Here is a 22,312-nt window from a genome sequence, read left to right on the forward strand (position 1 = left end):
GTTAACGCAGCAACAGTTGCAGGCTGAACGGGTACCGATAGGACGCGGGTTTGCCCACGGCCGACAATGCCCGGAAATCCACCGGCAACGTCGGCCCGAGCAAGCGCTGTGCCTGGTTGGCGTCGATCAGCTGAAATAACGCCTCCTGACGGTCGCGCCCGCCATAACCCCCCATGTCAAGCCCTTTGGCGTCATCATTGATCAGCACCATCGCCCAGCCGCCCAGGGTGAAATGCCCCGCCACCAGGGTGCTCAGGCGCCCGTCCAGGCGCGCCCTGAGGATGTCCGGTGAGCTGTTGACCGCGCTGAACAACGCATCTTTACCCGGCACGCGCCCGCTGGCTTGCAGGGCCTGCATCGCGCCGAGGGCCATCTCATCATTCGCCGACCACACCAGCGCCGCCTGCGGGTAGCGCTTGAACAGTTGGGTGGCCTGCTCAAAGGCGCGCTGGCGACTCCACTCGCCGTACACCAACTGGCGCAAACGCACTTCGGGGTGTTCGGCCAGTGCGCGGTGCAAGCCTTGTTCACGCAGTTGTGCGGCCGGCGTGTTCTTGGCGCCGGAAAACGCCAGCAGGTCCAACGCGGTGCCCGGCGCCACCGGGCCATGGCTGCGCAACAAATCAGTGAGCATCAGGTAACCGGCCTGCTCGTCGTCCGCCACCAGGCTGGCGATCCACTGGGCGTCTTTACGCGTATCAAGCAATTGCACTTGGTCGGCAGTCAGCGCGTTGTTCACGACCAGCAACTTGACCCCACTGCCCTGGGCCAGGCGCAATATCTGCGGGGCGACGTATTGCTCGTTGACCAGCACCAGGTAATCGGGGCGGTCGCTGCCTTGCAGCGCTTCGCGGGCCTGGGCCAAGGTGTTATCCGCGTTGCGCTCGGAATAACGCACACGCAAATCCAGGCCGAGGTCCTTGGCGGCGGCCTGCATGAATTGCGCGTAGCTGACCCAGAAGGTTTCCGTGGACGTGCCCGGGTTGAGAAATACCACCGACGTCGCATGGGCGCCTGCCCCATACGCGGATCCCAATAACCACACACACGCAATCAGAACCTTCAACATGGTTATTTAAGCCTCGAATGTTGATCGCCATCATAGTGGCAATGCGACAGTCAATCGAGGTTAAATCAACCTTCTTTTACTGGTGGCTCACCCAGAACACGGCGGTTCCCACCACCAGAATAATCAGAAACAGAATGGCCCAGGCATCAACGGTACTGTCAGGTTTACGGGCTTTGGTTGAATTGCTCATTGCATCGCCTCTTGTCGGTTTTATAGGTGATTGCACGAAGACACGAGCACAGTAAAGTTGATGATTGCCCGCATGACAAATGTGGGTATCGCGATAACGGTTCTCATTAGTCAATTTGGTTATTTACATATACTCAAACATCACTTTTGCGCATAAACGCAAACTGGTATCGTGCGCCGGCTCCGTTGGGAGTGCGCGGCCGTGCGCGCAGATTTGCCGAGAACAGGACCTATATGTACGTATACGACGAATACGATCAGCGCATCATCGAGGACCGCGTCAAGCAGTTCCGTGATCAGACCCGACGCTACCTAGCAGGTGAACTGAGCGAAGAAGAGTTCCGCCCTCTGCGCCTGCAAAATGGCCTTTATGTTCAGCGCTTTGCGCCGATGCTGCGGGTTGCCGTGCCTTATGGCCAACTGACCTCGCGCCAGACGCGCATGATGGCCAAGATTGCCCGCGACTTCGACAAAGGCTACGCCCACATCAGTACCCGCCAGAACGTACAGTTCAACTGGCCGGCACTCGAAGACGTGCCGGACATCCTGGCTGAGCTGGCGACCGTGCAGATGCACGCGATTCAGACCAGCGGTAACTGCCTGCGCAACGTGACCACCGACCAATTCGCCGGTGTGGCTGCCGACGAGCTGATCGACCCACGCCCGTGGTGCGAAATCGTGCGTCAGTGGACCACCTTCCACCCGGAATTTGCCTACCTGCCGCGTAAGTTCAAGATCGCCATCAATGGCTCGACCTCGGACCGCGCCGCCATCGAAGTGCACGATATTGGCCTTGAGCCGGTGCACAACGCTGCCGGCGAGTTGGGTTTCCGGGTGCTGGTGGGTGGCGGCCTCGGCCGTACGCCAGTGGTGGGTGCGTTCATCAATGAGTTCCTGCCCTGGCAGGACCTGTTGAGCTACCTCGACGCGATCCTGCGGGTCTACAACCGCTACGGCCGTCGTGACAACAAGTACAAGGCCCGGATCAAGATCCTGGTCAAGGCGCTGACTCCTGAGGTATTTGCCCAGAAGGTCGACGCCGAGATGGAACACCTGCGCGGCGGCCAGACCACCCTGACCGAAGCCGAAGTACACCGTGTGGCCAAGCACTTCGTCGACCCGGACTACAAAGCCCTGAGCAATCAGGACGCCGAACTGGCGGCCCTCGACCAGCAGCACCCAGGCTTTGCCCGCTGGCGCACGCGCAACACCCTGGCGCACAAAAAGCCGGGCTACGTGGCCGTGACCCTGTCGCTCAAGCCCACCGGTGTTGCACCAGGCGATATCACCGACAAGCAGTTGGACGCCGTCGCCGACCTGGCCGAGCGCTACAGCTACGGCCAACTGCGCACCTCCCACGAGCAGAACATCATTCTCGCGGACGTCGAGCAGAGCCAACTGTTCACCCTGTGGGGCGAGTTGCGCGAAGGCGGTTTCGCCACGCCGAACATCGGCCTGCTGACCGACATCATCTGCTGCCCGGGCGGCGATTTCTGCTCCCTGGCCAACGCCAAGTCGATCCCGATTGCCGAATCGATCCAGCGCCGTTTCGACGACCTGGACTACCTGTTCGACATCGGCGAGCTGGACCTGAACATCTCCGGTTGCATGAACGCCTGTGGCCACCACCACGTCGGCCACATCGGCATCCTGGGCGTGGACAAGAAAGGCGAAGAATTCTACCAAGTGTCCCTGGGTGGCAGCGCCAGCCGCGATGCGAGCCTGGGCAAGATCCTCGGCCCGTCCTTCGCCCAGGAAGCCATGCCCGAGGTGATCGGCAAGCTGATCGATGTGTACATCGAACAGCGCACCGAAGATGAGCGTTTCATCGACACCTACCAGCGCATCGGCATCGACCTGTTCAAGGAGCGCGTCTATGCAGCGAATCATTAAAAACAACGAAGTCCTCGACGAAACCTGGCACCTGCTGCCCAAGGACGCGAGCTTCGACGGCATCTCCAACTGCGACGACCTGATCGTGCCGTTGGCCCTGTGGCGCGAACACGGGCACGCCCTCAAGGCCCGCGACGGCGGCCTGGGTGTGTGGCTGGACGCCGACGAGGAAGCCGAAGAGATCGGCGACGACGTGCAGCACTTCCAGGTCATCGCCCTGAACTTCCCGGCCTTCACCGACGGCCGCAACTACTCCAACGCGCGCCTGCTGCGTGACCGTTATGGTTACAAGGGCGAATTGCGCGCGATTGGCGATGTGCTGCGCGACCAACTGTTCTACCTGCGCCGTTGCGGGTTCGATGCCTTCGCCTTGCGCGCCGACAAAGACCCGTATGAAGCACTGGAAAGCCTCAAGGACTTCTCGGTGACCTACCAGGCTGCCACGGATGAACCGTTGCCGCTGTTCCGTCGCCGCTGAATCTGCTGTTGTGAAAAACCCTGGCTTGCCAGGGTTTTTTTATGGGCGCCGTTTGGTCGGCCCCATGACGCAATCTTCACACTTAAGGGTGAACATCCGCGGTGTTGGAACTGTCCTCTACTGATCAGCAGCCTTTAACCTCACTGACGATTGGAGTTCTTCATGGCGAAAATCAACCTGGCCCAGCAGTTGGCGACCACCCTTGAACAGGCGGGCATCAAGCGCATCTGGGGCCTGACCGGCGACAGCCTCAATGGCCTCACCGACGCCCTGCGCACCATGGACAGCATCGAGTGGATGCACGTGCGCCACGAAGAAGTGGCCGCCTTCGCCGCCGGCGCCGAAGCAGCCGCCACCGGCGAACTGACGGTATGCGCCGGCAGCTGCGGGCCGGGCAACCTGCACCTGATCAATGGCCTGTTCGACTGCCATCGCAACCATGTGCCGGTGTTGGCCATCGCGGCGCAAATCCCCTCCTCCGAGATCGGCCTGAACTACTTTCAGGAAACCCATCCGCAGGAACTGTTCAAAGAGTGCAGCCACTTTATCGAGCTGGTCACCAACCCTGCGCAGATGCCCCAGGTGCTGCACCGCGCCATGCGTTCGGCAATCCTCAATCGCGGCGTGGCGGTGGTGGTAATCCCGGGCGATATCTCGTTGCTGGAAGTGGAAGACAAACTCAAGCCCTGGCCGGCCCTGTACGCGCCACGCACCTTGCCGGCGGAACAAGACCTGCAGCGCCTCAGCGAGATCCTGCAGAGCAGCGAGAAAGTCACCCTGCTGTGCGGCAGCGGCTGTGCCGGCGCCCACGACCAAGTGGTGGCGCTGGCCGATGCCTTGGGCGCGCCGGTGGTACACGCCTTGCGCGGCAAGGAACATGTGGAGTGGGACAACCCGTTTGACGTGGGCATGACCGGCCTGATCGGCTTCAGCTCCGGCTACCACGCGATGCTCAACTGCGACACCCTGATCATGCTCGGCACCGACTTCCCGTATCGCCAGTTCTACCCAACCGACGCCAAGATCATCCAGGTCGACCGCAACCCGCAGGCGCTGGGTCGTCGTGCCACGCTGGATCTGGGCATCGCCGCCGACGTAAGCGAGACCATCGATGCGCTGTTGCCACGCCTGACGCGCAAGACCGATCGCAGCTTCCTCGACACTTCGTTGAAACACTATGAAAAAGCCCGCCAAGGCCTGGATGACCTGGCGCAACCGTCGAAGGCCGACCGGCCGATTCACCCGCAGTACGTGGCGCGCTTGCTCAGCGAGCTGGCGGATGACGATGCGATTTTTACCGCCGACGTCGGCTCGCCCACCGTGTGGGCTGCGCGGTATTTGAAGATGAACGGCAAACGTCGTTTGATAGGCTCGTTCAACCACGGCTCGATGGCCAATGCCATGCCCCAGGCCATCGGTGCGCAGGCGGCATTTCCCGGGCGGCAAGTGATCTCGATGTCCGGCGACGGTGGCTTTGCCATGTTGATGGGCGACTTCATCTCGCTGGCGCAGTTGAAACTGCCGGTGAAAGTCATCGTGTTTGATAACTCCTCACTCGGGTTTGTGGCCATGGAGATGAAGGCCGCCGGTTACCTGGACACTGGCACCGAGCTGAAAAACCCGGACTTTGCCGCGATGTCCAACGCCATGGGCATTCTTGGCATACGCGTGGAGCAGTCCGAAGACCTCGAACCGGCCTTGCGCCGCGCCCTGGCCCATAACGGCCCGGTGCTGGTGGATGTGGTCACTGCCACCCAGGAACTGGTGATGCCGCCAACCATCAAGCTGGAACAGGCCAAGGGTTTCAGCCTGTATATGCTCAAGGCGGTGATGAGCGGGCGTGGCGATGAAGTAATCGAACTGGCGCGCACCAACTGGTTGCGCTGAGCATCAGTGGCGACGAACAGCGCCGTAGCGGACCACCACCTGGGTGATTATTTCAACCAGGCGCGGGTCCGCCTCCGGGGCGCTGAACAGGCGGAACTCGGCATCGGGCAACGCGGGTAAACCGTGTTCGGTGCCGAGTATCGTCAAGCCCGGCCCGACTTGGCTCTGCGCCATCGGTGCAATGGCAAACCCGGCCAACGCGGCGGCATGCAACGCTGCATAACTGCTGCACTGCATGGCGCTGCGCTGGGCGATGCCGGCTTGGGCCAAACGCGTCAGCGCCGCCTCGCGGTAGGGGCAAGGCTCGGGAAACAAGGCCAGGGGCAACGGGTTCGGCAAGGTCACCAGCGGCTGCCCGGACCAGGCCCACACTAACGGCTCACGCCACAGCGCCAGGCCTGGCTCACTGGATTCGCACAACGAGCCCAGCACCACATCCAGCTCGCCCTGCTTCATCAAACTCAACAACGAACCGGGAATGCCCACTTGCACGCTGATGTGCATGCCAGAGTATTGCGCTTCGACGTTTTGCAGTTCACGCAGCAGGCGCGCATCCGCGAACTCTTCCGACACGCCTACGCGCAGGTTTCCTTCAAACGCCGAACGCGTCAGCGCGGCCCAGGCGTCCCGGTTCAGCGCCAGGATGCCACGGGCATAGGCCATCAACCGTTCGCCATCCGGCGTCAATTGCTGGGAGCGCGTGGTGCGGGTGAGCAAGGGTTTGCCCACCTGCTCCTCCAGGCGGCGCAAATGCCCACTGACGGCCGACTGGGTCAGGTGCAGGCGCTCTGCGGCGCGGCTGAAACCACCCTCATCGACCACTGCAACGAAGGTTTTGAGCAACAAGACGTCGAACATATTCTGATTGGTGATCAATAGGTGATTTAAATACGATTTATATTTCAATAAGCGCTATGTTGCAATGCCTCGGTCAACTTTCCCCGAGGCCCACCATGACCACACTCCTGCATATCGAATGTTCGCCGCGTAAACAACGCTCCGCCTCCCTGGAAATCGCTCGCCAGTTTATCGCCCGCTACCAGCAGAACGCCCCGGACACCCAGGTGGTGACCCTGGATTTATGGGCGCTGGACTTACCGGAGTTTGACGGGCCGGTGATGGACGCCAAATACGCCGGTATCGCGGGCACGCCATTAAGCGCAGCACAAAGCGCTGCCTGGGCGACACTCACAGCGCTGGCGGCTCACCTGCATCAGGCCGACGTGCTGGTGTTCTCGGTGCCGCTGTGGAATTTCGCGATTCCCTACAAGCTCAAGCACTTTATCGACGTGGTGTCGCAGAAGGATGTGCTGTTTGAATTCAGCCCGGAGCATGGGTTGCGCGGGCTCCTGCATAACAAGATCGCAGTGAATGTGTATGCGCGAGGGATGGATTTTTCCGCACCTGGCGCGCAGGCGATGGACTTTCAGAAGCCCTACATGGAGGCGTGGCTGGGGTTTATCGGGGTGAGCGAGGTGCACTCGCTTTATGTGGAAAAAACTATTTTGGGGCCGGAGGTGGATCAGGCGTCGCGCCTTGAAAGTGCGGGGTTGGCGCTGAAGCTTGCTGATCGATTGGGGACGGTTGGGGGTTAGCACCTGCGCAGCCATACTCGGTCAAAGGTGGGAGCGGGCTTGCTCGCGAATGCGGTGTATCAGTGACAGATGAATTGACTGACACACCGCATTCGCGAGCAAGCCCGCTCCCACATTTAGACCGCGTCACATCAGGTACACAGGCTTTTGCTTTGCACTTGATCTGGCTCTTGCTTCAACCACTCAGGTCGGCTTTCAGGCCGCCGTGCTCTGCTTTTGATCTTGATCTGCTTTTGATCTGAGAATCGCCCCGTTAACCACGATGGCCGAACGCAGGCTTGAATCCGTGGGTAACCCGGCAGGACGCCGGGTTAGCCGCGCTGGGCCAAGGATGGCCCATCGCGGCGGCCCACGGATTCAAGCCGGAGTGAGGGCATGCCGAGCCACAGCGAGGCACCGAGTGGTGGGGCGAAGACTTTTTGGTTACTTTTGTGTCTTTACAAAAGTGACCCGCCGTCAGGGCGGAACCCTAAGTAGCCATCACCGCAGCAACGGATATGTACACACCCCCCACTAATAGCCATCAACCCAACTGTTTCTCAACCCACTTACCATACCCATCAATAAACGCCTGCAAAAACGGCCGGGTCTTCTCCGACACCTTACCCGCCTCATCAAACACGCTACCCGCGCCCCCCAGGTACGCCTCGGGCTGCTGCATGCAAGGCACATCCAAAAACACCAGCGACTGACGCAAATGATGGTTCGCCCCAAACCCACCAATGGCCCCCGGCGACACGCTGATGATCGCCCCAGGCTTATCACCATAGACACTTTGCCCATAAGGACGAGACCCAACGTCAATGGCGTTCTTCAACGGGGCCGGCACAGAGCGGTTATATTCCGGGGTCACAAACAACACCGCGTCGGATGAACGTACCTGCTGACGGAAAGTACTGTAGGCTGCGGGCGGCGCGGTACCGTCGATGTCTTCGTTGTAGAGCGGCAAATCGCCAATTTCCACAATGTTCAACTTGAGGTTGGCAGGTGCCAGTTCGGCCAATGCCAACGCGACCTTACGGTTGATCGACTCTTTTCTAAGGCTGCCAACCAGGACGGCAATCGTGTAGACCTTGCTCATTGAGGTTTCCCGACGTCTGACTAAAGGAACTTGTAGTTATAGAGCCTTCGCGACGGCTTCACCAGCGGGTTTTGATACTCCCAACAGCGTTTCCCACAAAGCCACCCGCGTAGGAAGCGTCTGAAAACATCAACGAATAGTATTTTTTTTCCATAGGTAAACTACCCCGCTCCATGACGGTCTACAGAACCGCAAATCGAGTGTTTATCTCCAGAGGTTCTAAACAGATGGCTGCAGTACTTGTCGGACAGTTCCATGCCAGAGACGCGGAAGGACGCGTGTATTCGGTGCATGAGTTCCAGGAATCCAACCCGGCGCAGGACAGCCAGGCTGGCTCGACGCCTACCACCACCTACAAGCTGGCCATTGGCGACCGTGTAGAGAAATTGGAAGGCGATGAATTCAAATTGATCCAGTCGGGGACCATCATCGTCCGCGAATCGCAAACCACCCTCGCTTCATAAGATCGCGCCTTATCGACCTGCTCAGTCCTGGCCATTACTGGCGTTGACTGGGCCGGGTGATCACGGCCGGCGTATCTGCGTCACTTCCACGCCTTGCTCACCGTCCAGTTGCTTGAGCGTCACCAGCAACCGCCCCCGCTCGCCTTCAACGGCATACAGCGAACGCTTGTAGCCCGGCGCGCCGTAGGCGGGATACGCCACCACCTGCCTGACCAGCGCAATCTCCAGCACCGCGCCGACTTGCTCGCTCACCTGTTCCTGGGAACGGATAAACGCCTCAAGGGCATGGTTTTCCGGGAGGTGTTCGTCTTGATTATTGAAGAGGTAAGCAGCCACGCAGCCAATGGTCACCAGAACCAGCAGTTGTTTGGCCGTTACCCCGAAAAACGTCGAGGGTAGAGGCATGTGAGACCAGACCTGTTGTTGTTTTAAGTGCCGGGTGAGCGGTATTGGTCGTTGATGATCAGATGCGCCATTCTAATCAGGTCGATGGGGAATGCCAGGTGATTCAGTGGTCGCCGTAGGTAATATCCTTGCTAGCGCCGACGCCGCCCAGGGTTCGGTCCTTGCCGAATGAAAACAGATCGAAGGGGGCGTCGGGCTGGGTGGGTATTTTTCCGTTCAAGAGACTTGCTGGCATGTTGAGGTTCCCCCTTTCCCTCGATTGATACATTCTTTGTATACCCTGCCCGTGACAGTGACATACCCACTGACGGTAGCCAATACTCCCCCATGCCTGTGCTCTTTTTTACCCAGGCATTGAAACCCCACCGCACTGAACATAGACTCCGGCGATGCGTTTACGTCATATCGAAGTGATTCAGGCCATCTTGCAGACCGGACATCTCGGCACGGCCGCCGAATGGTTGCAACTCCCCGTGGGCGATGTGGACGCGACCCTCAAGGACGCCGAGCAGCAATTGGGCTTTATGCTGTTTGCCAGTGTGCGCGGACGTTTGCAAGCAACCCGCGAAACCCTGGAGCTGCAGGCTGAAATCGCCCATCTCTATGAGGCGCTGGAGCCAGTGCAGCGCCTGGCCAGCCGCCTGAAACACCATCACGCCCCGACCTTGCGCACGCTGTGTACGCCGCCCCTGGCCAATCAACTCTTGCCACAAAGCCTGGCGCTGCTGCGCCGGCGCTTTCAGGACACGCCGTGCAACCTGTCGAGCCAGCCAACGCGGGAGATCGTCAGGAGCCTGTTGCTGCGTGAAGCCGACGTGGGCCTTAGCCTGCATGATCCGCAACACCCGCAAATCCACAGCACCGTGCTGGCCCAGGGCAAGTTGCAACTGCTCGCACCCCATGGCTGGCTCAAACCCAAGCAAAAGTACATTGCACTGCAGGACCTGGCCGGGCAGTCGATGATCGGGCTGGAAGGCCATGACCCGCTGAGCCGTGTGTTGGACGCCAAGCTGCAAGCCCTGCGCCCGCTGCCGGTGGTGCAAACGCGGGTGCAGACCTACCAGATGATGCGCAGCATGGTCGAGGCCGGAGAAGGTCTGGCGATTGTCGACCCGTTCACCGCCTACGGGGCTCGGGAAGCAGGGCTGGATGCATGCCCGTTGTCACCGCCGATACCTGTGCTCCTTTACGCGTTGACGTTGAAGGCGTCTGAACCCGCCCCAGCGCTGAATGCACTGCTGGAGATCGTCGCCTCTAAGGCCGACGCCTTGCTGACGGGCACAGCTGCCACCTGACCCCGCCCTGCGTACCTTTTTGTATACCCTTTCACCGACACAAAATCTAAAAAAACCCGTTGGAACCTTGTTCTAGAGACGTCGCACTCACAGAGGCAGAAAGCACAGCTGCGTGCTTTCCACTGGACGACATACTCTAACCAAGGAAGCGTTTCCTATGACTACCCTCCAATCTGCCCTTTCTCATCAAGCGCTACAGAACCCTGCCAACCTCACTGCGTCGCAGGGCACCGGTGCGCTAATTACCGCTGAGCCGGCTTTGATTGAAGCCTCAGCCAACGATGCAACACCTGATGATCTGAACAACCCGGCAGCGCTTAAAAAAGCCTTTGCCGATCGGTGTAACTGGGAAACCCTGGCGGCAAAACTGCACACGATCCTGGAGGATCTGCACACTGCCTTCCCGGCCCCCCTTTCCAGTGAGCAGCAAAGTCTGCTTGAGGTCCAACTGACGTCGCACTTGAACAGCGTCTCAGTATCGGTATGCGAAGGCTCCAGCTACTATCAGCAGCACAATCTGGCGCCCACCAGCATCGTCAAACTGGGCACCTTCCTCAGCGGCAGCGACCTGCCCCTTCCCAAAACCCTGGATGCGTTGCAGGCCCTTTATCAATTAGCGACAAAGCACGTTCAGACACCGCCCCTGGGCAACTTCAGCGGCGCGCTGTCCTGGCCGATGCCGCTCTCGGCGCAAGACAAACAAGCCATCGTCGCCTTGTTGAACGCACCTGACTCAGCGCTGCCAGGGTTGCCATTGACCGACCCAAAAGGCGTGCTGGGCTATCTGTTGTCCGCCTGCGAGTTATCCAGCAATGACTATAAATATCCCAGCAGCGCAGTCGAAACACTGCTGGGATCGGCCAAGGCACAAGCGCTGGGCCAGGCCATTCAGACCCGGTTGGGCGGCATTGCCACGAACACCAGCGTCAATGACTACTTGCTCGCGGCGATTCATCTGGGACTGAACCCGCAATCCGTGAGCACACCGATGCGTAACAACGTTGCCGGCTTTGATCTGGGGCAGCGCCAGCATTGGAACCGACCGGCCACGGTAGTCATCGAGGGCTTGAGCCGCCATCTGGTGGCAACAGGCCGAGCCAGCGCAGCATCGGCTGAACTGGCGGCCCGCATGTTGCTGGCACACAGCGCCCCTGAATACCTGATCAAAGATATCCCGGCCAACGTGACCTACGGCAGCATTCCCTGGACCCAATTGGCTATCGCTGTGGCCAAGCTGGAAATCGAATCACCGGGGCGTGTACTCACCATGACCTATCGCGAAGTACTCGCCGCCGCCGAAGCGAGCGACGTTGGTACATCGCTCGCTCAAAATATCCAGTGGGAAGCCGTGCACAATTGGGCGGTGGTCAATGGCTACTTGAAGGCTGACGAGACACCTACCGACACTCAGATGCGCACTGTGCAGAGTGCCTTCAGCGCCCAGCAGACAGCCTTGCAAGCCACTTCCCTGGCACTTGCAACCCCCATTCCGATGCGTGAAAACATGGGAATGGATTTGCTCAGGGAGAAATTTCCAGGCGTACCCGATGAGGTCTTCAAGGCGAAAAATCTCACGAAGGCCCGGTTGATCAAAGGACGCCCCGGACGCTTCCCCGGTACGCACTCAATGCTGGATGTCGTCATGCACGGCGACACAGTCAAAAATGATGACAACGAACATTGGATCACCAACGACAAGCGCATCCCCATCAAGCAGTTTTGCGCGCTTTCCGACAGTGGCGAACTCTCTGTCGCAGACACCTTTACCCAGCGCTACACACCAGCCATGGCAAAGCTGGAAATAGGCCACACGGGGATGGCCCAGTATCTGATCTCGACGTTGCCCCCCGAGGACCGGAAAAACTTCGAATATGGGCAACTCGAATTTTTTCATACCGACAGCTATCTCATTGGCTTGGATTTCTCGACAAAAAACCTGACCCAAAAAGGCCATACGCTGGACGTGAAAATCACCCGTGAGGGCCAGGTCAGTATTTACCGCATCGATACACGCGCCGGGACCATTTCAAAACACGATTACCTGAGAAATATTTACTCGCCACCCTACTCCAGGCTCGATAGCCGAGACGCCAACACACTGCATAGAACCGTGCGATTCAACCCCTTCGAAGACGAGCACACCGAGCAGGCCAAGGAAAAGCCGGCGGTCGTTGAAACGCCACAGATGTTCGATTCAGACCGTACCCGCTACATCGCCAAAGTACTCAGTAAACGCTTGGACTTGCAGGGCGATGACCTGCTCAAACATGCACGCGGAACAACGTCCTACGATAAAACCAGCGCCGCGAACACGGCCATCGGCGAGTTTTTCCTGAGTATGATTCCGTTCAGGTCTGCGATTGTTAATTTCATGCAGGGCAATATCGGCGATGGCTTGCTTGACCTGGGCATGGACGTGATTGGCCTGGTGACCCTGGGCGCCGGCAAGGCCGCGCAGGCGAGTAAAGTGGTCGCCAAGGGTGTCGCCGGCCTGAAGGGCGCAGTAAGAAGCGCCCGGTTTCTGGGTACCGTCGCCACCGACGTGCTCAACCCGCTAGGCGGCGCGGGCGACTTGCTCAAAGGCATTGGCCGCTGGACCTGGTCCAAGGGAAAGAGCGCATTCAGTGCCCTCAAGGGCGTCAGCGGCAGCAACGACGCACTCAAAGCGGCCGGCACGCAGCATGGCCTGGTTGCTATAGGCACCTCCAAGGTTGCCGGTGAAGTTCTGGAAGGTGATGCGTTGTTCCGGGGCGGCAACTGGTATGCCTTCGACGCTGCCAAGGGGCGGCCCTACGGTTCACCGCTGAAAGATTTCCAGCCTGCGATGGCGGCGGCTGCCGGGGAAGTCAAAGTCCTCAATAAACCCTCGCTGCTGGGTTATGAGGCCGTGATTGATCCGGACCTGCTGCGGGTCAAAGGGTTGCAGGGCAATGTATATACGGGCCCTAACAACAAAGAATATATAAAAGTCGATGGCAAGCTCTATCAGTCCAGCCTCAAGGACGGCCAGCGGGTTATCCAACACCCCAGCGCGCCACGCGACAACATTGCGGTCAAGGACTTGGGCAGCGCCGGTTGGGAACCCTCCGCCACCGCCAATCGTTTGTTCGGCGGTGACTCCCTCTCACCCTGGAAACTAAACGAACACACCTACGTCGTGCCGGTAGACGACGTAAAAATAACCACGGATTCTTCATACCCCTTCACGATCAAACACCGGGGCATGAACATTGTCGCCACCTTTGATACCAAGGTCGGTGCCTGGATGGCTAGTTCGGGTAAAGCCAACGGAAAGGCCGCCGAGTACTTCTGGAGAAGCGCCAAGAACAAGTGGCAGATGGGACCACTGGAAGAACTTAAAAAAGCCCAGAAGATACCCGAGCACAATTTCAGGTTCATCGATGCAACCCCGCCGGCTATCTTGCAGATGCCCAGCAATATCAGGCCCATCCCTACCAACATTCACTACTTCTGGGCAGGCGGCGAAATCCCCGACAAGCTGGTCAAGAACATCGCGGCCAACGCCGAAAAGATGCCCGGTTTCACATCCATTGTGCACGTCGACGCCGACACTCCAGAGTTGCTGCAGGCCATCAAGCTCAAGCTGGAGACGGATGCTCCCGGCGTTACCGTCATGAACTTGCATGACGAAGACTTTTTCCAGCCATTGAAAACAACAGAACTGTACACCTACTTCCGCAAGGGCCAGGGGAAAAACCTTGCCGCCACTTCCGATGTGGCTCGCTATCCGTTGATGAATAAATATGGCGGTATTTATCTCGACACCGATGACACGATTAAAGGTGCTGTGGGGTCCGCCGGCTTGAACGCGGGTGACTCGGATATGCTGCTCAGCAAACCGGTCGCTCACAAAGTCACCGACTACAAACCTTTCTTCAATACCAGTAACTTCGCCACGCAACCGGATAACCCGGTCGTGACCGAAATGATCGCCGAGATGAACCGGCGCTTCACTAAAAACAAGGCGTACTTAGAGGCCAATCGCCCCACCCTCTCCAAAGAGGCCAATGGCAGATTCACCTACACCCAAGATTTTCTGGAGTACGAAGGCAAGATCTTTGAAACCGTCGGCCCGAACATGTTTGACGACGTACTGAAAACCAAGCGACCTGACATTTACGATGCAGGCTTTGATGGGATAAGCAAAGAAAAAATACAAAAGCTCAATAACAGGTACACCTCCGGCCCCCAGTTCAAGTTGGAAGACGACACTCGCCAGTATTATCGCAATAAAGGCCTGACTGAACCGGATGGGCTCAAAGAAAGCGTGGCGCAAGCCAAAACGCACTACCACGCGTTCCGTGACCAGTTGAAGATCGAAATCGGCGCCGAACACTCTTGGATCGATTCCTGATCTAGCCGCTGTACTTCAACGTGGCCTGAACATCAGCCGTCAGCGTGTTCAGGCCATTTGCGACTCGGGCTTAAACAGCCGATACCAGAAAATCGCCACTTCGCGGGTTTGCGGATCAATCCCGCGATAGCGCAATTGATCGATCCCGCCCATCACATACCCGCAACGTTCATACAGGCGGCAGGCCCCCAGGTTATTGTTCTGGGTCTCGAGCATCATGCCCGGCAGATTCTTTTTGCGCGCCCAGAACTGCGCCACATCCAGCAACGCCTTGGCCACGCCATGGCGTCGCGCAGGCAAGGCCACCGCCAGCTCGTCGACATGGGCAAAACCGTTCCAGTTGGTGCTGACCACAACGTGCCCCACCGCGCGATCATCCAGGTACGCCATAAAAATCGCACTGTCGGGAACATCGCGAAAACTGGCGAATTCTTCCGGGTCGATGCCATAACATTTGCGGTACGGCAGGATGCGCTCCACCGCCCATTGATCGACCCGCTGGCCCATCTCCGGCACGCCATAGGCGCTGACCTCAAAGCTGAAGTCATTGCCCCACACGTAGGCGTCAAAGCCTTCGTCGGCGACCCGAACACTAAGCCCCGGATACTTCGGGTTCATTACAGCTTGCATAAACATCCTTAACCCTTGATGCAATCGACGGTGTAACAACGACCACTGCCGTCATCTTCGTGTTGCAACCCATGAACATCGGCGACAAAACCGGGGAAACTGCTATCGAACGTGCGGGCAAATGCCAGGTAGTCGATGATCGAGCGCGTGGATTCAGTAAAGCGCTCGCCCGGCATGATCAACGGAATGCCCGGCGGATACGGCACCAGCATCACGGCTGCGATGCGTCCTGGCAAGGCGTCAATGGAAACGGCTTCGACTTCACCCCTGACCAGATGATCGTAGGCATCAGCCGGTTTCATCGCAATGTCGGGCAACACCGTGTACATCCGCTTGAGGTGCTTGGCCGTGGCGTTGCTGCGGTAACAACTATGCAACTGGTCGCACAGGTCACGCAAACCCAGGCCTTGATAACGCGCCGGGCCTTCTTTGAACACCGAGGGCAAACAGCTGGCCAGGCTGGCATTGGCGTCATAATTGCGCTTGAACTCCAGCAACTCGGTGAGCAAGGTACTCCATTTGCCCTTGGTGATGCCCATGGAAAACAACACGAGGAAGGAATATAAACCGGTCTTTTCCACCACCAACCCACGTTCCCAGAGGAATTTGCTGACCACTGCGGCGGGAATTCCGCAATCGCTCAAGGCACCACCGGCGTTAAGGCCGGGCATGACCAGGGTGACTTTGATCGGGTCCAGCAACACATAGTCTTCGGCCACATCGCCAAAGCCGTGCCAATCATCCTGCGGGTGCAACAGCCAATCCGCCGTGGCGACCCGGTCGATGCCGGCCACCGACGGCGGCTGCCAGATCGAGAACCACCAATCTTCGGCTGCAATATGCTGGCGCAGATTGGCCAGCGCACGTCGAAAACTCAGGGCTTCATCGAACATCTCCTGCAACAGCGAGCGCCCGGCCGGGCCTTCCATCATCGCCGAGGCCACGTCCAGCGAGGCGATGATGCTGTATTGCGGGGACGTGGAGATGTGCATCATGAAGGCTTCGTTGAAACGGTCACGGTCCAACTGGCGCGCACCGCCGTCCTGCACATGGATCATCGACGCCTGGCTGAACGCCGCGAGCAATTTGTGCGTCGAGTGGGTGGTGAACACCAGCGGGCTGTCCGGGGTGCGCGACGTGCCCATGCCATAACGCCCGGCGAAGAATTCGTGAAAGGCCGCGTAGGCGTACCAGGCCTCGTCGAAGTGCAACACCTCAACACTGTTGCCCAATTGCTGCTTGATCAGCTCGGCGTTGTAGCACAGGCCGTCGTAGGTGGAGTTGGTGACCACCGCCAGCTTCACTTTCGCCGGCCGGCCACGGGTCAACGGGCTGGCGTCAATTTTGGCGCGGATCGATTCGGGGCTGAATTCACTTAAGGGGATTGGGCCGATAATCCCCAGCTCGTTGCGCTCCGGGCACAGGTACAGCGGGATGGCGCCGGTCATGATGATCGAATGCAGCACCGACTTGTGGCAGTTGCGATCCACCAAGACCAAGTCGTCGCGCGCCACCATGGAATGCCACACGATCTTGTTGGCGGTCGAGGTGCCGTTGATCACAAAGAACGTGTGATCGGCACCAAAGTTGCGCGCCGCACGGGCCTCGGCTTCGGCCAAGGGCCCGGTGTGATCGAGCAGCGAACCCAGCTCCGGCACCGACACGGACAAGTCCGAGCGCAAGGTGTTTTCACCGAAGAACTGGTGGAACGCCTGCCCCACCGGGCTCTTGCGATAAGCCACGCCGCCGCCATGGCCGGGGGTGTGCCAGGAATAGTTGGAGTCAGCGGTGTGCTGTACCAACGCTTTGAAAAACGGCGGCAACAAGCCATCAAGGTAGGCGCGCGCGGCACGCGCAACCTGGCGGGCCAAAAACGGCACAGTGTCTTCGAACAGGTACAGAATGCCGCGCAGTTGGTTGAGCTCACTCATGGCGTCGGCCGGCGCGTTTTCCAGGGTAACCTGCTCGCCCAGGGCAAAGATCGGCAGGTTGGGCGCCCTCACCCGCGCCAGGCGAATCAGCTCGACCATGTTTTGCAGCAGGTGGGTGTTTTCGCCAGCGCCTTCGGCGGCGATCAACATGCACGCCAGGCCGTGATGGGTAGAAGCCACTAATCGGCCTTCGGCGTAATCCACCGCGGAAAAAATACTGAAGCCCTCTTGTTCCAACTCCCTGGCGATGCCTCTGACCCGATCACCGGCAACGGTGTCGGCCTTGATGTCGCGGTGCACGATAAGAACAGGGAACTTCAGGTCTTTGTACATGAGTGCTTGGCGTCCTGAGGGCTATGCACTCAGGGTAGAAGCTGGGAGTGGATGTGGCGAATGAAGATTGTGAGGACACCGCAAATCAACTGTGGGAGCGGGCTTGCTCGCGAATGCGGTGGGTCAGTCAATTTATCTGTAACTGACCCACCGCATTCGCGAGCAAGCCCGCTCCCACATGTTCAACCGTGCTCGACAGTGATTATTGCTGAGTCAGTTGTGACCACAACGCCGGCGCACCCGCCGACTTGGCAATCGCTTCCAAGCGCGCCGCATGCTCGGCCAAATCCTGCTCGCTGGCACGGATAATGTTGGTCGGCTTGCGATCCGCCGCCAAGCGGCGGATTTCCGAAGGCCGGTTGCCCGAACCTTCTGCCGAGCCGCTGCCATCGGAGGCATTACCCGCCAGGGACAGGCTGGTCTGCCCGCCGGTCATGGTCAGGTAAACGTCGGCGAGAATCTCGGAGTCGAGCAAGGCGCCGTGCAGTTCACGACCGGAGTTGTCGACGCCATAACGTTTGCACAAGGCATCCAGGCTGTTGCGCTGGCCGGGGTGACGCTCACGGGCCATCATCAAGGTATCGAGGATCGAGCAGTGCTGGGAGATATCCGCACGCTCGGTCTGCCCCATCAGGGCAAACTCGTTATTGATGAAGCCGACGTCGAACGCCGCGTTATGGATGATCAGCTGAGCGCCGTTGATGAAGTCGAAAAACTCGTCCGCCACTTCAGCGAAGCGCGGCTTGCCCTTGAGGAATTCATCAGTGATACCGTGGACGCCAATCGCGCCTTCGTCACTGTCGCGGTCCGGTTGCAGGTAGACGTGAAAGTGGCGCCCGGTGAGACGCCGACCCATCAGTTCGACACAGCCGATTTCAATGATCCGGTGACCATCGGTCACCGGCATGCCGGTGGTTTCGGTATCGAGTACAACAGATCGGATGGCCATCAGGGTTCAGCTCTCAACGGTGGTATGCAGTGTGGTGTAAATCAAGGCGCGCGATGTTAACACGTCAACCGGTTCAGCTCTGTTTGTAGCCCCGCACTTCGTCCACGCCACGATTGGCCAACTGGTCGGCGCGTTCGTTGCCCGGGTGGCCGATGTGGCCGCGTACCCATTTCCAGGTGATGTCATGGCGGTTGCATTGCTCATCGAGCAATTGCCACAGGTCGGCATTCTTTACCGGCTCCTTGGCTGCGGTTTTCCAGCCGCGCTTCTTCCAGTTCACCATCCACTCGTTGATGCCCTTCATCACGTATTGCGAGTCGGTGACCAGCAGCACGTCACAGCGGCGCTTGAGTTCTTCCAGGCCGCGAATGGCGCCCATCAGTTCCATGCGGTTGTTGGTGGTGTTGGCTTCGCCGCCCCACAGTTCCTTCTCCACGCCTTTGCACACCAGCAACGCGCCCCAGCCGCCGGGGCCAGGGTTGCCCTTGCAGGCGCCATCGGTGAAGAGTTCTACGGTATCGGTCATCAGTTGCTCGGTCTTAAATCAAAAAAAGGGTTTTACGGTTCGCTTTGCTTGCGGTTGACCTTGGCCATCGGCATCGGCACCAGCTTGCCCATGGGCTGACGCGCCACCTGACGCACCGGCCGCAGCCCGACCACGATCTTGCGCGCGACCAATAAATAGAAGCCGCCGCCCGACAGTTGCCAGGCACCTGCGCGGCGTTCCCAGCCGGCCAGCCGGCCTTGCCACTTGGCAGACGCAAGCGGCGGACGATAGCACCCGAAGCGGCGTTTCTCCAGCGCGAAGCCCAGCAGGTTCAACCAGTCGCCCACCCGCGACGGCGCGATGCAGCGCGCCTGGCGCAGGCCATCATGGGCGAACACATGGCGCAGGCCCCAACTGCTCCAGGGGTTGATGCCGATAATCAACAAATGGCCACCTGGGCGCACGCTGCTGGCGGCCTCGCGCAGCAAACCGTGGGGCGACAGGCAGAAATCCAGGCCATGCTGCAGCACCACCACATCGGCAGCATGTTCGCTCAGCGGCCAGGCCTGCTCCTCGCAAACAATCTCGACCCCAGGCAACGGCGCGCCCAGGCGAACATTGCGTTGCACCTGCGGCGCAGCGGGCGGCGTCTGCGCTGACGGGCCGTAGTGCACCAGGTAACCACCAAAGAACCGGCCCAGCTCGTCTTCGAGCATGCGCCGCTCTTCATCCAGCAAAAATTGCCCGATCGGCCCGGACAGCCAATCACGGGCTGCGCTGATCAGGGCCAGCCATTCAGGATCGGCCTGGGCGAACGCTTTATCAGTCATTGCATTCTCCAACTCGCCTAGACGTTCTAAGATGCACCAATGTGTTCAGCTTGGCGAATCGAAGAATGATACAGATCAGTGCCCTGCCCGCCTTCACCGATAACTACATCTGGTTGTTACAAGACCCTGATACCCAACGCTGCGCCGTGGTCGACCCCGGCGATGCCGCGCCGGTGCTCGCCTGGCTCAAGCAAAACCCTGGATACAGGCTCAGCGACATCCTGATAACCCACCACCATCATGATCATGTCGGCGGCGTCGAACAGCTCAAACAGGTAACCGGCGCCCAGGTCTACGGCCCGGCGAACGAGAAAATCCCCGCGCGCGACGTGGCCCTGCACGATAACGAGCGCATCAGCGCACTCGGCTGGGACTTCGACGTTTATAGCGTGCCCGGCCATACCCTCGGCCATATCGCCTATTACCACCAGGGCGTGCTGTTTTGTGGCGACACCCTGTTTGCCGCCGGCTGCGGGCGCCTGTTCGAAGGCACCCCGGAACAAATGCACACCTCGCTTGAGCGCCTGGCCGCCCTGCCCGCCGACACGCTGGTGTACTGCACCCACGAGTACACGCAAAGTAACCTTAAATTTGCCCAGGCTGTGGAACCGGACAATGCCGATATTGCCGAACGCGTCGAAACCGTCAAGCAATTGCGCGCCCGTGGCGAGATGACGCTGCCATCCAACCTGGCCCTGGAAAAACGTACTAACCCTTTTTTGCGTACCACCGAAACATCCGTTAAACAAAAAGCGGACGAACGGAATGGTCGCGATAACCGCACTGGGGCCGAGGTGTTTGCTAGCTTGAGGGCTTGGAAAGATAAGTTCTAAGCGGATGCAATCTGATACGGAATTTCTGAATGGTTGACCGGAACCAAAGCGCTTTCTAGAATCGCCCGACATTTTTGCCCGGAACTTACTTCCAGCCAATGTCGTCATCTATTCGTAAATCCATTTCTTCAGACGCATTGACCCGCCTGGCTCAAGCCGTGGCGGTGGCCGTTTCCGCGACTCTGGCGGGCTGCCAATCGACCAATTTCGCTGCACAATCCACCGTGCAACCCAAACCCAATCTTGCTGCCAAGATCAAGCAAAAACCTATTTGGCTCTCAGAGAAGCCTAGCCCCGAAGTGCCCCAGGATGTCTGGGAACGCATGCGCCGGGGCTTTCAATTGCAGGACGGCCTGGGTGTGAACCCGCGCATCGAGCAACAACGCTTGTGGTTCGTCAGCAACCCGTCCTTTTTAGAGAACGCCGGAGAACGCGGCAGCCTCTACATTCATTACATCGTCGAACGCCTTGAAGAACGCAACATGCCCCTGGAGCTGGCGCTGCTGCCAGTGATCGAAAGTGCCTACAACCCCATGGCCTATTCGCGCAGCGATGCGGTCGGTTTGTGGCAGTTCATCCCCTCCACCGGGCGCTACTTCAACCTGCGCCAGACCCGCGCCTACGACGGCCGCCGCGATATCACCGCCTCCACCACCGCCGCCCTGGACTATCTGACGCGTCTGCATGACATGTTCAACGGCGACTGGCTGCTGGCCCTGGCGGCCTACAACGCCGGCGAAGGCACGGTCAGCCGGGCCATTGAGCGCAACGAAAAGCTCGGCCTGCCTACCGACTACTGGAACCTGCCCCTGCCCCAGGAAACCAAGGACTACGTGCCCAAGTTCCTGGCGCTGTCCCAAGTGGTGCTAGCCCCCGAGGCCTACGGCGTCAACCTGAGCCCGATTGCCAACACGCCGTACTTCGAAGTGGTTGAAGTCAAGCAAAGCATGGACCTGTCCCGGGTTGCCGCGCTGGCCGAGATCGACGAAGACGAACTGTTCCAGCTCAACCCGGCCCTGAAACAACGCACCACCCTGGACGGCCCGCAGCATTTGCTCGTGCCCAGCTCCAAGGCGCAGTTGCTCACCAGCACACTTTCGACGATGAAGCCCGAAGAATTGCTGGCGATGCGCCCTAAAAAGCAGGTGTTCGACGAAGTTGAGAGCACGCGGGTGGCCGGGCGTACCCGCAACTACAAGGTGCGCAGTGGCGACAACCTCACGCTGATCGCCAAGGCGAACAAGGTCGATGTGCATGACCTGCAGCGCTGGAACAAGCTCAATGGCCAGGCCCTCAAGGTCGGCCAGACCCTGGTGATGCAGGACACCCGCAAACTGGTGGCCAGCAGCAAGAAGCCGGTGCAGTACAAGGTCAAGAAAGGCGACTCGCTGTACATCGTCGCCAAGCGTTTCAACGTGGAGATGCAACATCTCAAGCGTTGGAACCCGCGTACTGGCCAGGCGTTGAAGCCGGGGCAGATGCTGGTGGTTTCCGGGCCACGCTAAGCCCCCTTCAGCATTGAGCTGGCTTGTGTGGGAGCTGGCTTGCCTGCGATAGCATCACCTCGATGTAACAGATGTACCGAGGT

19 protein-coding genes are annotated in these 22,312 nt (G+C 59.2%); 9 read left to right on the forward strand and 10 right to left on the reverse strand.

Annotated features, from left to right (window positions below; all coding sequences use genetic code 11):
- Position 1: 1 nt before the first annotated feature.
- On the reverse strand, positions 2-1,069 hold the full coding sequence (locus tag K0H48_RS02780) for an ABC transporter substrate-binding protein (protein WP_219266318.1): 1,068 nt from the start codon (positions 1,067-1,069) through the stop codon (positions 2-4).
- Positions 1,070-1,492: 423 nt separating this feature from the next.
- On the opposite strand from K0H48_RS02780, the gene K0H48_RS02785 reads away from it, so the two are divergent.
- The 3 genes from K0H48_RS02785 to poxB all read left to right on the forward strand — a co-directional run bounded on the left by K0H48_RS02785 (position 1,493) and on the right by poxB (position 5,516).
- Complete coding sequence (locus K0H48_RS02785) at positions 1,493-3,151, forward strand: nitrite/sulfite reductase (protein WP_219266319.1); 1,659 nt, start codon at positions 1,493-1,495, stop codon at positions 3,149-3,151.
- A complete protein-coding gene (locus K0H48_RS02790; protein WP_017136920.1) occupies positions 3,135-3,629 on the forward strand; it encodes a DUF934 domain-containing protein in 495 nt (164 codons plus the stop codon). The genes K0H48_RS02785 and K0H48_RS02790 overlap by 17 nt, the downstream gene beginning before the upstream one ends.
- A gap of 162 nt (positions 3,630-3,791) precedes the next feature.
- Complete coding sequence (poxB, locus tag K0H48_RS02795) at positions 3,792-5,516, forward strand: ubiquinone-dependent pyruvate dehydrogenase (RefSeq protein ID WP_219266320.1); 1,725 nt, start codon at positions 3,792-3,794, stop codon at positions 5,514-5,516.
- A gap of 3 nt (positions 5,517-5,519) precedes the next feature.
- On the opposite strand, the gene K0H48_RS02800 is transcribed toward poxB, so the two are convergent.
- Positions 5,520-6,374, reverse strand: a complete 855-nt coding sequence (locus K0H48_RS02800) for a LysR family transcriptional regulator (RefSeq protein ID WP_219266321.1) — start codon at positions 6,372-6,374, stop codon at positions 5,520-5,522.
- A gap of 95 nt (positions 6,375-6,469) precedes the next feature.
- Between K0H48_RS02800 and K0H48_RS02805 the strand changes: the two genes are divergently transcribed.
- A complete protein-coding gene (locus tag K0H48_RS02805; protein ID WP_219266322.1) occupies positions 6,470-7,111 on the forward strand; it encodes an FMN-dependent NADH-azoreductase in 642 nt (213 codons plus the stop codon).
- A 523-nt stretch (positions 7,112-7,634) separates the two neighbouring features.
- On the opposite strand, the gene K0H48_RS02810 is transcribed toward K0H48_RS02805, so the two are convergent.
- Complete coding sequence (locus K0H48_RS02810; RefSeq protein WP_219266323.1) at positions 7,635-8,192, reverse strand: NADPH-dependent FMN reductase; 558 nt, start codon at positions 8,190-8,192, stop codon at positions 7,635-7,637.
- Positions 8,193-8,419: 227 nt separating this feature from the next.
- Here K0H48_RS02810 and K0H48_RS02815 point away from each other — a divergent pair, with 227 nt between their 5' ends.
- The gene (locus tag K0H48_RS02815) at positions 8,420-8,656 is read left to right on the forward strand and encodes a hypothetical protein (RefSeq protein WP_017136925.1); all 237 of its coding nucleotides are present in this window, start codon (positions 8,420-8,422) and stop codon (positions 8,654-8,656) included.
- A gap of 60 nt (positions 8,657-8,716) precedes the next feature.
- Here the strand turns inward: K0H48_RS02815 and K0H48_RS02820 are convergent, their stop codons facing one another.
- A complete protein-coding gene (locus tag K0H48_RS02820; RefSeq protein ID WP_219266324.1) occupies positions 8,717-9,061 on the reverse strand; it encodes a hypothetical protein in 345 nt (114 codons plus the stop codon).
- Positions 9,062-9,164: 103 nt separating this feature from the next.
- Positions 9,165-9,296, reverse strand: a complete 132-nt coding sequence (locus K0H48_RS30660; protein WP_257626821.1) for a type II secretion system protein GspG — start codon at positions 9,294-9,296, stop codon at positions 9,165-9,167.
- Between the two features lie 154 nt (positions 9,297-9,450).
- Here K0H48_RS30660 and K0H48_RS02830 point away from each other — a divergent pair, with 154 nt between their 5' ends.
- Both K0H48_RS02830 and K0H48_RS02835 read left to right on the forward strand, forming a co-directional pair.
- Positions 9,451-10,356 carry a LysR substrate-binding domain-containing protein gene (locus K0H48_RS02830; protein WP_219266325.1) on the forward strand — a complete coding sequence of 302 codons (906 nt, stop codon included), beginning with the start codon at positions 9,451-9,453 and terminating at the stop codon, positions 10,354-10,356.
- Positions 10,357-10,513: 157 nt separating this feature from the next.
- Complete coding sequence (locus tag K0H48_RS02835; protein ID WP_219266326.1) at positions 10,514-14,731, forward strand: glycosyltransferase; 4,218 nt, start codon at positions 10,514-10,516, stop codon at positions 14,729-14,731.
- Between the two features lie 48 nt (positions 14,732-14,779).
- Here K0H48_RS02835 and K0H48_RS02840 read toward each other — a convergent pair whose 3' ends face one another.
- The 5 genes from K0H48_RS02840 to K0H48_RS02860 all read right to left on the reverse strand — a co-directional run bounded on the left by K0H48_RS02840 (position 14,780) and on the right by K0H48_RS02860 (position 19,891).
- Positions 14,780-15,361: a GNAT family N-acetyltransferase gene (locus K0H48_RS02840; RefSeq protein ID WP_138815767.1), complete on the reverse strand. Its 582-nt coding sequence runs from the start codon at positions 15,359-15,361 to the stop codon at positions 14,780-14,782.
- An 8-nt stretch (positions 15,362-15,369) separates the two neighbouring features.
- Entirely contained in the window at positions 15,370-17,625 is a 2,256-nt protein-coding gene (locus tag K0H48_RS02845; protein WP_056859488.1) for an arginine/lysine/ornithine decarboxylase, read from the reverse strand.
- Positions 17,626-17,827: 202 nt separating this feature from the next.
- Entirely contained in the window at positions 17,828-18,568 is a 741-nt protein-coding gene (gene dnaQ / locus K0H48_RS02850; RefSeq protein WP_219266361.1) for a DNA polymerase III subunit epsilon, read from the reverse strand.
- Between the two features lie 79 nt (positions 18,569-18,647).
- Positions 18,648-19,100 carry a ribonuclease HI gene (gene rnhA / locus K0H48_RS02855; RefSeq protein ID WP_017136932.1) on the reverse strand — a complete coding sequence of 151 codons (453 nt, stop codon included), beginning with the start codon at positions 19,098-19,100 and terminating at the stop codon, positions 18,648-18,650.
- A gap of 32 nt (positions 19,101-19,132) precedes the next feature.
- Complete coding sequence (locus K0H48_RS02860) at positions 19,133-19,891, reverse strand: class I SAM-dependent methyltransferase (RefSeq protein ID WP_017136933.1); 759 nt, start codon at positions 19,889-19,891, stop codon at positions 19,133-19,135.
- A gap of 65 nt (positions 19,892-19,956) precedes the next feature.
- On the opposite strand from K0H48_RS02860, the gene gloB reads away from it, so the two are divergent.
- Positions 19,957-20,724 (forward strand): hydroxyacylglutathione hydrolase, encoded by a 768-nt coding sequence (gene gloB / locus K0H48_RS02865; protein ID WP_138815763.1) that lies wholly within the window; start codon positions 19,957-19,959, stop codon positions 20,722-20,724.
- 98 nt (positions 20,725-20,822) lie between these two features.
- Entirely contained in the window at positions 20,823-22,229 is a 1,407-nt protein-coding gene (locus K0H48_RS02870; protein WP_138815762.1) for a transglycosylase SLT domain-containing protein, read from the forward strand.
- Positions 22,230-22,312: the final 83 nt, after the last annotated feature.

The sequence above is a fragment of the Pseudomonas sp. Xaverov 259 genome (genome assembly GCF_019352915.1).
Classification (GTDB): domain Bacteria; phylum Pseudomonadota; class Gammaproteobacteria; order Pseudomonadales; family Pseudomonadaceae; genus Aquipseudomonas.